This is a genomic window from Tenacibaculum sp. 190524A02b (assembly GCF_964036645.1).
Lineage (GTDB): Bacteria > Bacteroidota > Bacteroidia > Flavobacteriales > Flavobacteriaceae > Polaribacter > Polaribacter vairaonense.
This window is the reverse complement of record NZ_OZ038525.1, coordinates 4,478,245-4,492,178: the sequence shown is the minus strand read 5'-3', so window position 1 is coordinate 4,492,178 and position 13,934 is coordinate 4,478,245. Positions and strand designations below refer to the sequence as shown.

Genomic DNA, 13,934 nt, shown 5'->3' with positions numbered 1-13,934 from the left:
AAAAAAGAGTGTTTTTTAGACACTCTTTTTTTTTGCTTTTATTATCCTCATTTACCTACCTTTGCTAAAATTTTTTTGGATGACTTTTTGGACTAAAATCGCAGGTTTCATATTGCGAAATCGTTACTTTGTTTTATTACTTATTGCCGTTATTACTGGGCTTTTAGTTACTCAAATGAAGTACATGCGATTCTCTTATACAGAAGCTAACTTATTGCCCTCTGATCATGAAGCCAACGTCCAATACAATAAATTTCTAGACATTTTTGGTGAAGAGGGTAACTTAATTATTCTTGGTATAAAAGATAGTACCATTTTTACGCCAGAAAAATTCAATGCTTGGAACAACCTCACAAAGTCATTTGATAAAACAGATGCCGTAGATTTTACAGTTTCAATCTCTGACGTTAAACAATTAAAAGCCGATAGAAAACAACGAAAATTTGTTGTTGAACCTTTATTTAGTAAACCACCTCAAACTGATGAGGAAATTGAACATATAAAAACACAGCTTTTTGAAAAACTTCCTTTTTACGAAAATTTATTATATAATGATAAAGGTGTATTACAAACTGCCATATACCTAAATAAAGAGGTTGTTAATACGCCAATAAGAGCAGACTTTATTACAGAAACTTTAATTCCAAAAATTAAAGCCTTTGAAGAAGCACAAGGTATTAATGTACGTGTATCTGGAATGCCTTATATACGAACATTAAATTCTTTGAATATTACACAAGAAATGGGAATTTTTGTTGCTGGTGCATTATTAATTACTGCAATAATCTTCTTTTTCTTTTTCCGATCATTTAGAGCAACCTTTATTACACTACTTGTAGTTGGTATTGGTGTAGTATGGGCATTTGGCTTTATTGGCTGGTTTAGATATGAAATTACAGTACTGTCTGCATTAATTCCTCCTTTAATAATTGTTATTGGAGTACCCAATGCTGTTTTCTTAATTAATAAATATCAGCAAGAAGTAAAAAAACATGGAAATCAAGCTAAATCATTACAGCGTGTTATTTCTAAAATTGGAAACGCTACCTTAATGACCAATATTACTACGGCTTCTGGTTTTGCTACTTTTGTTTTTGTTAAGAGTCAATTATTACGTGAGTTTGGAATTTTAGCTTCAGTTAATATTATTAGTATTTTCATTTTAGCCTTACTAATTATTCCAATTATATATAGTTTTATGCCGCTTCCAGAAAAAAAGCATTTAAGCCACTTAGAGCAAAGGTGGATGGAAGATGTGGTAAACTGGATGGAACGTACTGTAAAAGCGCATCGTATAACCATATACATTACTACAGTTATTGTAATTATATTGAGTATGATTGGCTTGTATAAAATACGTGTATCAGGTAGTTTAATTGAAGATATGCCAAAAAGTATGGAGTTTTATAAAGACATTAAGTTTTTTGAAACTGAATTTGGTGGAATTATGCCTTTAGAAATACTTATTGATACTAAAAAAGATAAAGGTGTTATGAAGCTTTCTACTTTAAAAAAGATAGAAAAGTTAAATGAAACCATTGAAACATTCCCAGAATTATCAAAACCTATTTCGGTAACCAACTTAGTTAAATACTCTAAGCAAGCTTATTATAAAGGGAATCCAAAATACTACCAACTACCTACTTCACAAGAAAAGAGTTACATTTTTGCCTATACCAAAAACTCAGGAAGTAATGCTGGAATGCTAAAGAATTTTGTAGACAGTACTGGTAGGTATGCCAGAATTACTACGTTTATGAAAGACATTGGTACGGATAAAATGGATATTATTCAGGAACGATTAAATGCTGTAATTAAAAAACAGTTCCCAGAAGATCGATTTAATGTATCTCTTACAGGAAAAGCTTTAGTATTTTTAAAAGGAACTAATTACTTAATTAAAAACTTAGTAATTTCTTTATCACTAGCTATATTATTAATATCCATTTTTATGGCTTGGATGTTCCGATCACCGCAAATGATATTGATTTCTTTAATACCAAATATGTTACCACTATTAATGACTGCTGGTTTAATGGGCTTTTTTGACATTCCTATAAAACCATCAACTATTTTAGTATTTAGTATTGCTTTTGGTATTTCTGTAGATGACACGATTCATTTCTTAGCTAAGTATAGACAAGAGTTATTAGCCAATAACTGGAAAATAAAACCTGCAGTTTACGCAGCCTTAAGAGAAACTGGAGTAAGTATGTTTTATACTTCTATTGTTCTTTTCTTTGGATTTTTAGTATTTACAATTTCTAGTTTTGGTGGTACAATTGCACTTGGTGGATTGGTATCTGTAACACTTTTATTGGCAATGGTGTCAAACTTATTGTTATTACCTTCTCTCCTACTTTCTTTTGAAAAGAAAATAGCCAATAAAAAGGTATTGAAAGAAACAAACTTTAAGATTTTACCTCCAAAAGAAGAAGATAAGTAAAAGCTATTATTCTAAAACATTTTTGTTTCGATTTTTTTACATACCTATGGAGCAAAATTCACATACGTGTGGAAAAATATTTATACACATGTGTAATAATTTTTTCTCTTAAGAGAAAAAATATTTTCTTCTGTATGTAAATATTCATTCTATAGTTGGTATTAATTCACCTAAAAAAACATCAATTTTTACACTCATAAAAAAAGACTAGCATATAAATGTGTGCTAGCCCTTTCAATCTTATCTTATTTATTTTTTACTTTCTTTCACGGTATTCATCTTCACCAATTTTTCTTCATTCTCTTTAATACTTGTTTCTATTTGGCTAATTTTCTCTTTATTCTTACTCAACCTATTTTCAATTTTTGCCACTTTTCCCATTTTTTTGGTGTATTGTTCCTCTGTTATTTCTCCTGATGCCTTTTTAGTAGCTAAATCAGCTTTCTTTTTTGCCATCATAGCTTCAGTTTCTTTCGTTTTCTCTTTTAATGAAGCTATTTTTTCTTTTTTCTTTTCAATTCTTCTTTGCATCGCTTCCTTCTTATTCTCTTTATACTTTTTCTTATACTTTTTCTTATCCTTTTTTAATTCTTTTCTTTTTTCAGCCGTTCCTTCATGATAAGCCTTTAGCTTTGCTTTTAATTCAGGGTTTTTATCTATATAAGCCTTCTTTTCTTCTGGATTCATCCCTTTCATAGCTTCCTGATGCTCTGCTAAAATTTCTTTTCTTCCTTCTCTTAATTCTTTTTTCCTTTTTGCTAAAGCTCTTTTTTCCTCCTTTAGTGCTTTTCTTTGCTCTTTTTCTGCTTTTCTCTTTTCTTTTTTAGCTAAACGTTTCTTTTTTATTTTTTCTTTACGTTCCTCCTTTGTTAATTCTGTTTCTTGGGCATTAACAGTTCCTACTAGCCCTAATAACATTACAATTAATAAACATTTTAAAAGCTTCATGAGATATTTTATTTTATGGTTACTTGATTTATAAATATTCAAAACAGGCTCTCTTTTCATAAATATACTTATTCAAGTTCTTTTTCTCTAAATCATCAAACCGCATACATCACTGATTATCAATTTACTATTTTTAAATTTATTTATCTATAATAAATCTTTAATTTTTATAAAATATATAGGATTTTCCCAATTCATAAATACATCTAAAAACTACTTGATAATTTGTACCTTAATAAAATGAAATTTAACCACTTTGTTCTGTTATTATGCCTATCTGTAAATGTTCAGTATAACTATTCACAATCTATAAACAACCTAAAAGAAATAAACATTGTTTGGGCTAAATTTTATAAAGCTTTTGAAGCACTAGATGCAGAAATAATGGCTGAAATACACGATAAAGATTTAATTCGTATTTCAGGAGGTAAAAGAATTAGTAATTATACCACTTATATTAATAGTTATAAAAAAAGATTTGCATCAGCCCAAAATAATGGTGTGACCAATACAATAGCTTTGCGATTTTTTGAACGAATTAATAATGATTCCATAGCTAGTGAACGAGGCGTTTATCAATTAACTAGGCTAAACAAACAAAAAAACAAGAAAGTGTACTATGGTCAATTTCATGTACTACTTGTTAAAAAAAATAATACATGGAAAATTCTAATGGATTATGACTCTAATGAATCAAACACCATTACGAAAAATGATTTTCTAAAAGCTTTTCCTATAAATAACATAACGGTTTTTACTTCCAAATAAAGAATTCTTCCTATTCAAAAAAACATCCAAAGAACCTAAAAAAGCAAACACAAATCCTTTAAATAAACTACATACTGCTATGCAGTACGTACGTTCTACGTAGTATCACTTAGTATATACGTACTAGTACTTATTTACTTCACTCTTAATCAAAACTAACTTTGTTTTATCAATTAAAAACATGATAAAATGAAGAAAATTAAAATCAACAACCAACCTAATTTTACCAAAAACAGACAAGTACATAGTACTAATAACAACTCACAATTAAATTAACCAACTTAAAAACACAATCATGAAATCAAAAAAAAACTTAGTATTTACAATACTAGCTTTAGTAACAATACTAACAAGTCAAGCTCAAATATCATTTAGTAATGCAGGCATAGCTGTACAAGGTATAGCTCGAAATCCAGATAACAGTGCAAGAGTCTCTGAGACCTTAAGCCTTAAATTTGAAATTTATGCTAAAGATGGAGGAAATGAAGCCTCTATTGTATCTGAAACTAAAAACTTAACCACAGATGCCTTTGGTGTTTTCTCACATGTTTTAGAAGCAGGATATGCTAACAATCCAGCCATTTCTAATGGTACCGCTTACCTAAGAATTAGCGAAGGAACTACTGTTATATCTGATGAAAAATTAAATCATGTTCCTTATGCTATTTCTGCTAATAATGGTGTCCCTACAGGGTCAATAATGCCATACATAGGCACAACAGCTCCAACGGGATGGGTATTGTGTAACGGACAAAGTTTAACTTCAATAGAAGGATCTGAAAAACTAAGAGCCTTAGTTGGAAATAATGCTCCTAACTTATTAGGTATGTTTTTAAGAGGAACAGGAACCAACCCTACTTACAACCAATCCGGTCCTAATTTAAAAGCAACACAAGATGATACTTATGCATCACATATTCATGATGAAGGATCATTAAAAACTTCTAAAAACGGAGAACATGACCATGATACAAGCAGTGATGGAGGATTTAACAGGGTTTTAAAATTTGATAGTGAAAATACCGCCAAAGATTGGGGTGATAGTGGAGCTGGAGAAGACGAAGGACGTTACGAACCAAACTTAAACTGGTCTAAGGCTATTGATGACGATGGAGACCATACACATACAATTTCAGGAAATACAGGTTCTTCAGGAAGTAGCGAAACACGCCCAATAAATTATGGTGTAAACTACATCATTAAGTTGTAATTAAACCTCAAACTACTTATGAGAAAATTACGACTTTTAAGTTGCCTATGGCTGCTTAGTGCAAGCGTATGGGCACAAATTGAGGATGGTGCTAAGATTAGTACAGCCTCACAGGCAATACAATCAGAAAACTTTACCATTCAGGTAGGTGTTCCTTTTTTAGGGGTAAACAACAATACACATACTGTAAACCCAGTAGACGTTCGTTATCCTTGGGACGTATTGTATTTATTTGGAACATTTGCAGAAGAATCTTTTGACATTTCTAAAGGGTATTTTGGAGATAAAGTTCTTATTAATTGGACTATTAGAAATAACCAAGAAGATATAACTAGCTTAACTTTATACAGGCGTATTTATACCGTAGATAATAGTGAAGTGTTTAAACCTGTTTCTAATATATCTCCCACTACTACTACGTATGAAGACAAGTATGTTGAAGGTGGTGTTTTGTATGAGTACAAGTTAGTAGCAGAAGGCGTTAGTGATATTGAGGAAAAATATACTACCTATATAACTGGTATTGGGTATAGAAATCCTACAGCTGTAGTTACTGGAAATATAAGTTTTGAAGGTGGGAATCCAGTTAAAGATGTTACTATTAAAGCTACTTCAGAAGGGAGTGATATTAATACAGGAAGCGCCTTGTCAATTCCTACTTGGAATACATTAAAGATGGATAATATGAACAATCCAATAACAAACAAGGCAACCTTACAAGCTTGGATACGTTCAAAAGATGATATTGAAGATCCTGTAATGGATTTTTTCAGGTTAACTAATTTTGATGCAAATGAATTTACTATAGAGGTCATACCTGTTAAGACAAATAAGTGGTTATATGTATTTATAGACCGAATTGGGTATACCATTAAAAATTTCTTCCCGTCAGGTACTATTAACGCTAGAGGAGAAGACGAATTACTTTCCATAGAAAATTTTAACAAGCAGTTTGTGCACATTTCAGTAGTGCTAGAAGATGGTAAAACCCCATTATTGTACATTAATGGTAGACCAATAAATGAAGAATATGCAGCACAGGTAAATGCTAATCTTGATGCAGAAGATGAGAACTATAGTGGTCCATATATGGAAATTGTAGTTCCTGAGGAAACATCGGAATTAAGTCTTAACGGAAACGAAACCGTATGGCACGATGCATCCATAGGACGACGTTCAAGTATGATTGTAGATGAAGTGCGTGTATGGAATGATGTATTAGATGCTCAGAGAATACGTACCGATTACAAAAGATTAATTAGTGGTAATGACGCTAGATTAATAGCGTATTTGAGAGCTAACGAAAATGTAGGTGAATATGCCTATGATTTATCAAGAAATGGTTTTGAGTACAACAAAAATCATGGAGAATTTGTTCAGTTAAGAACCGTAAATGAAGGAGTATCTTGGATAAATGGGTCAGGGAATATTCCAACTTCTGATCAATTAGGTGTGCTAGGGGTAAGTGATGAAAACGGTAATTATGAAATTACAGGAATTCCGTATTCGGGAACAGGAGAATCTTTTAATATTACCCCACTATATGGTCAACATAAATTTGAGCCTAACCAACAATTGGTATTTTTAGGAGAAGGATCAGAAGTAGTAAATCAAATCAATTTTACAGATATTTCTTCTTTTGTTTTTAAAGGAAAAGTATTGTATGATACACGCAATGTATTTCCTTCTTATGTAGAAGCAGATGGCTCAGGTATAGAAGGTAACACACAAATTAGTGGCCCAGGTATTCTTGATGAAGGATACAACTATTACCAAAAGGGCAATGAAAAATTTAACAAAGGGGAATACTGGTATAATGATAATAATACACCAGATGATGATACAGATGATTACCTTGAACGTTATGCACGTATTGCCGTTGAAGATGTAAAAGTATTTATTGACGGACAAATTGTCTTAGATGAAAACAACACGCCTGTAACTTCTGATAGTAATGGGTATTTTGAAATCAGTGTTCCTATAGGTAATCACTACATCACGGTTCAAAAAGATGGCCATGAATTTACTTATGAAGGACGTTTCCCTGCCGAATCTGGTACCTTTAAAGAGTTTTTTGAAGACGCAGTAGAAACTACCTTGTTTGTTGATACTACTCGGGTTTCTTTAGTAGGAAAAGTTGTCGGTGGCGCTGTAGAAACTCAAAAAGTAATTGGTTTTGGTGAAAATGGTATCTATACAACTAAAATTACAGATGCCGATGGCAATGAAGAAACCCTTACGGTAAGTGCTAAAAACAATATTGGTACTGCTGATATTACTTTAGATTATAGCCCCATTGGTGGTACTGTAACTAAATATACACAGTTTAATTTTTCTACAAATAGTGAATCTGGAGAATACAGAGTATCTGTGTTACCTCTTGATTATGAAATTAGTTCAGACCAAGGTTTAAGAATACCTTCAAGTACAGCTAACATTTCAATTCTAGAAGCAAATGAAACTGTAAATTTATCAGAAAACGTAGCCCTAACCACCCCAGAATTTTTATATGACGATGAAGTTATTGCTACTGGAACACCTTATCATTTCGAAAAAAGCTTTGAATATAGATCTACCCCTGTGCTTAGAGTTACCTCACAAACATCTGCTGATGAAATAAGTATTGATGATGATACTACCATAAGTACAGAAGGCTTTACCTATCCTGTTTATAAACAATTCAGCTCTTATAATATTACTTTAAGTAGTTTTGAAAGGTATTTGAATGAAGATGGAGCCACACCAACTGAAGATATTGTTCCTGTAGTAGATGGCGAGTTATTAATTACCAACAATTTGGCTTTAGAAGGTTCAGAAGTAACAGAAGTAGATACTGATGATGCTAGTATTACAAATTATACTTTTAAAGCGGGCTTACCTTCTGTGTTTAGTCCATTCACCAAAACAATTAATATAAAATACAGGGTAAAAGGAAAAGATTATGAAGCAGAGAACTATAACAATACAGGTATTATTTTAGGAGGATTATCAGACGGAAGCCAAACCTTTGTTACGGCTGCTCCTGATACGCCAGATATTATTCTTCGTGATCCTCCAGGTTCTAATAGTTTTGCTTCTATAGAGGCTGGTGAAAGTATTTCTTTTACTGTTGATAATGACTTTGCAAGTTCAATCGGTGTATCTGAAAATTTAGAGTTAAAATTAGGAGTGAAATTTGGAGCTGGAGGAGGATTAGCTGGCCCAGTAATTGAATCGGAAACAACCAATAATGTTCAAGCAGGATTTTCATTGAATAGAACATCAAGAAATGGTGAAGATTTAACCAAAACGTACACATTCACACAAACCATTTCTACTAGTGATGACCCTGAGTATGTTGGTGCTGAAGGAGATTTATACATTGGTCAATCTAAAAACTATTTCTACGGTTCTTATGATGATATTCGCCCATCTGATACTGAACCAGCAAATGCCACTTCATTAGAACTTACCAATACTAAAGGTGAAAGCTTATTTATTAGTAAGCAAAAAGCCATGTATTTTGTTGAGGAACCTTCTGAAACATTCTTTACTTACACTCAAAAATATATTTTAACTTCATTAATACCTGAGTTAGAGTTAATTTTAAGTAACCTACAAAACGGAATTATTAGTACTGATGATGAAGGTGTACTTACTGAAGATCAGTATAAAGAACAAATACGTTTGTGGAAAAGTGTGATTAGAGAAAACGAAAGAACCAAGTACTTGGTTAAAAACGATCGTTCTACTTACAAATCAAACTTAACCACCATCGTTAACGACTTTAATACGGAAATTGAAACCATTATTACAAATAGTGAATTAACTTCCTTTTTAGAAAATAATTTAAAAAGTAAATTAACTGCTTCTAATAAAATTAAAACCCTATTAGAAACCAACTTTGAAGATAATATTTCTTTTGATGCTGGTGTAGGTGAGTTTACAAGAAGTGTAGAAACATCTGTTGTTTCTGGATCGTCAAGAGAAATTAATCTTACTATAGATGAAGATTTTGCATTTCAAGTAGGATTTACCTTAAATAAAATGGGATTAATAAGTACTACTTCTGGAATGTTTAATCAAGATATTAATGCTAGTTTATCTGAAGAAGAAACATCTACCACAACTATTAGCTATACTTTAAAAGATAATGACCCAGCTAACTTATTAAGTGTTGATGTAGTAAACTTATATGGCGGAAATGGTCCTGTATTTAGTACTATTGGTGGAGTAACTTCTTGTCCATATGAACCAGCAGAACTATCTTACTTCTATAACCATGACACCTATGATCCAGATGCAGATACTATAACATATATAGAAAACGAAGAAGATAGAGAACAACTAAGTTTTGCTACACAAAAAGCGGAAGCACCATTAATTAGTGTAGAGGTAGCTAGTGTTAGCAACGTACCAGAAAGTCAAAATGCAGAATTTGTTTTAAAGTTAGAGAATACTAGTGATTTTACTAGTGATGCTGCTAGCTTTAATTATTTTGAATTGTTAATAGATAATACCACCAATCCGTACAATGCAGAAATTAATTTAATGCAAAACGCAACTATAGTATATGTTCCTTATGGTCAACCAGTATATTATACGTTAACACTTGGCAAATCTGTTTCTGATGTATATGATTATGAAAACATTCGTGTTGTATTGCAATCTCGTTGTGATCCTGTTAATGTGTATGATGATGTACTTATTTCAGCGCATTTTACCCCATCATGTTCTGAGGTGGCAGTATCTGCTCCGTTAGATAATTGGGTGTATAATATAGATACTGCCTATAATAATGATGGTTCTTCTAATCCTATGAATATTGATTTAACTGAATTTAATACTACATTTAATAGTTTTCAAAAAATAGACTTAGAGTATCGATTAGCAACCGCTCCTACTTGGACTAGATTACACACTTATTATACTACCGAAGATTTTTACAATGCAGCCGATGCTGCGGGTGAATCTGAAATCTCATTGATTTCTAGTGCTACTTTAACACATCCATGGAACATAGCAGATGCTCAATTACCAAATGGGAATTATGAAATTAGAGCTAGAAGTACTTGTACTAATGATACTGAATTTATTTCAGAAGTAATTTCTGGAACCGTAGATTTAGACGCTCCACAACGTTTTGGGACACCTTTACCTACGGATGGAATTTTATCTTCTGGTGAAGATTTAAAGGTTAGCTTTAGTGAAGCTATTTTCTATAACCCAGCCATTAGTGCTATTGAAATTAAAGGAGCTACCAATCAATTACCTATTGATAATAATGTGTCCTTATATTTTAATGGTGTAAATAATACGGCTGAAATTAACAATCCAAGAATTACTTCAGGAGACCTTAGTTTAGAGTTTTGGATGAACAATGCTACAACTGCTAGTACAGCTACCATTATTCAACAAACCCAAGGAATAAACATTCGTTTAAACAATGGAGTGTTAAGTTTTACACTTGGTGGTGTTACAGCTTCTGGAGCTATAGCTACTGATGGACTGTTCCACCATTATACATTTACACATAAAAACAACACTGGTGAAATAGCTATTTATGAAGATGATAGAGAAATAGCTGGGGCTACTGGTAGTGCCAATCTTCAATTTACCAATAATAATACTTTAGTTATTGGAGGAAATAATTTTGTTGGAAACATCCACGCTTTACGCCTTTGGAACAAGTCATTAACCTTAGAAGAAGCCTACGCTTCTAGATTTGACCAACTAGTAGGTAATGAAAATAACTTAATTGGTTACTGGCCTATGAACGAAGGTAGAGGTAACACAGCTATAGATTTAGCTAGGTTTAAGCATGCTGTTATTAATGCTGATTGGGACATTAAACCTAAAGGAAATTCTTATGAATTTGCCAATGGTCAATATTTAGCTTTAGATAATGTAGATTTTGTGCAGCTTACTGATGAAATGGATGCTACTATTTCTTTCTGGATTAAAACTGCCAATGCTCAAAACGCCACTATTTTCTCTAATGGTAAAGGTGATGGTACAGATGTTATTCAATCTAACGGCAAGGCTAACAAATGGGCTATTAATATGGATACTAATGGTATGCTTTCTTTAGCTAGTGAAGGTTCTGAATATACATTAACCAGTAGTTCAATAGCTGATAACAATTGGCACCATGTTACTTTATTGTTTAATAGAATTGGTGCTTTACGTACTTATGTAGACGCTAACTTAGTTTCTTCTAATGAAATCTCAACTATTGGTGGTTTTTCTGGAAATAAAATCTGGTTAGGTGCTCGTGGTAGTAAAGATTTAGCTGGAAATGAATCAGTAGATAGAATTTTTACAGGTAAAATAGATGAGTTCCGTTTATGGAATACCTTAAGAAATGTAGAACAAATTACAAGAGATCAGTATAATGAAGTTTCTTTAGAAAGTATTGGACTAGTATTATATGCTAGGATGAATGCTCCTGAAGCAGCTACAGGAAATGGCCCAAGATATTACCATGCTTATAGCAATCAAACATTTATTCCTAGCAATGCAGTTATGAATACTGGTGTTGTTAATTACAATGATGATGTTCCTCCAATTAAAGGAGAACGTGCTTTAGTAAAGTTTGAAGTAAGTAATGTAATTAATGATGATGAGATGATTATTGAGCCTTTAATTACAGATTGGGCTTCTTTAGAAGGACAAGTGTTAGATATTACAGTTCATAGAATGTTTGATGCTGCTAATAACATACAAGAATCTCCTATTACTTGGACAGCCTATGTAAAACGTAATGAAGTAAGTTGGTATGCTGATGGGTTTGGTGATATTGTGGATATAGTTAAAAATGATGGTGAAGAAACTACATTTAACATCGTATTAGTAAATAAAGGAGGTAACGGACAGCCTTATAATATTAATAATATTCCAAGTTGGTTATCATTAAGCAGTACTTCGGGTACTTTAGAACCTGATAGTAGTGTTACTATTACAGCAACTGTTGATGCAAATTTAACTGCAGGAGAGTATTTAGAAAATTTATACTTAGAGACTGATTTTGGTTATGATGAAAAACTTCAAATAGAAGTTAGGTCTTTAGCTAATGCTCCAGATTGGACAGTTAACCCAACAGATTTTGACTACAGCATGAATGTAGTTGGTAAAGTTAAAATTGACGGTATATTCTCTGCTGATTCCTATGATAAAGTAGCTGCTTTTGTTGGTGATGAAGTAAGAGGTGTTGCTAATTTAGTATATGATGATGCTTTTCAAGAATACTTTGCTTTTGTTACTATATACAGTAATGTAAGTTCTGGTGAAACTATTGAGTTTAGTATTTGGGATGCTTCTCAAGGTGTAGAACTTAAGGCATCAATTAATGCTAGTTCTAGTCTCAATTTTATACAAAATGGCGTTATTGGAACATTAAGTAACCCAGCTATTTTTGAAAACACAGGTACTATTGCACAAGCAATTGAGTTAAACGAAGGATGGACTTGGGTTTCTTTTAATGTTGAAGATGCTAACTTTAATGATTTGAATGCATTTACCAATGGTATGACTTTAGAAACATCTGATAGAATATTAAGTCATGCGCCAGTACAATTAGAAGTTTACAATGAAGATATATCAAATGCTACTAACAATAGTTGGGGTGGAGATATTACAAATCAAGGTGGACTTAATACTCTAAAAATGTACAAAATAAAGTTAGCCAAAGCACAAGCCTTAAACTTACAAGGAAGTGCTGTAAATATTAATACTTGGAATTTTGACATTAAAGAAAACTGGAACTGGTTACCTTATCCTATTACCTCAAATGAAACCGTTAGTGAAGCACTTGCTTATTTTAACGCCACAGATGGTGATGTTATTAAATCGCAAAACTTATTTGCTATTTATGATGAAACCACAGGATGGAAAGGAACATTAAGTTATTTAGAAGCTGGTAAAGGATACATGATAAAGTCTGCAAATGAACAAACTTTTAATTATCCTACATATTTAAATACTTCAGCTAAAAACTTAGGGAAACAAAGTAGGTTACCAAAACAAGAAAAGATAGCTGATAATTTTAAAAAGTATGCACAAAACATGAATGCTATTGTTTCTTTACCCAAAGGATACAATGAACTTTGGGTATATGATACTAAAGGTATCTTAAAAGGTTTTTCTAAAACCCAAGAAGTAAACAATACTGATTTAAGTTTTATAACCATTTATGGTAATGCTCCAGAAAATCTAGTATTCTATGTTTCTAATGGTATTAATAAGTTACCAACTACGTTTGCAACAAGCTTTAAAAACAATGAAGTATTAGGTACTATTATAACCCCAATTACTTTAGAGGTATTAGACAATGCTATTAATGTATTTCCTAACCCTTTTAAAGAGGAATTGTTAATTAGCACCAATGCTACTCAAAGTGAAACTATACATATTCATTTGTATTCTTTAGCTGGTAGAGCTTTACTTTCTAAACAAGTAAAAGTCAATTCAGGTCAAAACATACATAAAATTATTCCTTCAAACTTAGCAACAGGAACTTATGTATTACAGATTGAAATGGCAGGAAATGTTGTTACTAAAAAAGTGGTAAAAACTAACTAATAT

The 13,934-nt window shown here is 32.0% G+C and carries 5 protein-coding genes; 4 read left to right on the top strand and 1 reads right to left on the bottom strand.

Going from position 1 to position 13,934, the window contains the following annotated elements:
* The first annotated feature begins 79 nt into the window (after positions 1-79).
* Positions 80-2,446: an efflux RND transporter permease subunit gene (locus ABNT65_RS18140; RefSeq protein ID WP_348736630.1), complete on the top strand. Its 2,367-nt coding sequence runs from the start codon at positions 80-82 to the stop codon at positions 2,444-2,446.
* A gap of 249 nt (positions 2,447-2,695) precedes the next feature.
* Here the strand turns inward: ABNT65_RS18140 and ABNT65_RS18135 are convergent, their stop codons facing one another.
* Entirely contained in the window at positions 2,696-3,394 is a 699-nt protein-coding gene (locus tag ABNT65_RS18135) for a hypothetical protein (protein WP_348746519.1), read from the bottom strand.
* Positions 3,395-3,634: 240 nt separating this feature from the next.
* Here ABNT65_RS18135 and ABNT65_RS18130 point away from each other — a divergent pair, with 240 nt between their 5' ends.
* The 3 genes from ABNT65_RS18130 to ABNT65_RS18120 all read left to right on the top strand — a co-directional run bounded on the left by ABNT65_RS18130 (position 3,635) and on the right by ABNT65_RS18120 (position 13,931).
* Positions 3,635-4,162 (top strand): nuclear transport factor 2 family protein, encoded by a 528-nt coding sequence (locus ABNT65_RS18130; RefSeq protein WP_348736634.1) that lies wholly within the window; start codon positions 3,635-3,637, stop codon positions 4,160-4,162.
* A gap of 295 nt (positions 4,163-4,457) precedes the next feature.
* On the top strand, positions 4,458-5,372 hold the full coding sequence (locus ABNT65_RS18125; protein ID WP_348736636.1) for a tail fiber protein: 915 nt from the start codon (positions 4,458-4,460) through the stop codon (positions 5,370-5,372).
* 18 nt (positions 5,373-5,390) lie between these two features.
* Positions 5,391-13,931, top strand: a complete 8,541-nt coding sequence (locus tag ABNT65_RS18120) for a LamG-like jellyroll fold domain-containing protein (RefSeq protein WP_348746518.1) — start codon at positions 5,391-5,393, stop codon at positions 13,929-13,931.
* Positions 13,932-13,934 lie beyond the last annotated feature (3 nt).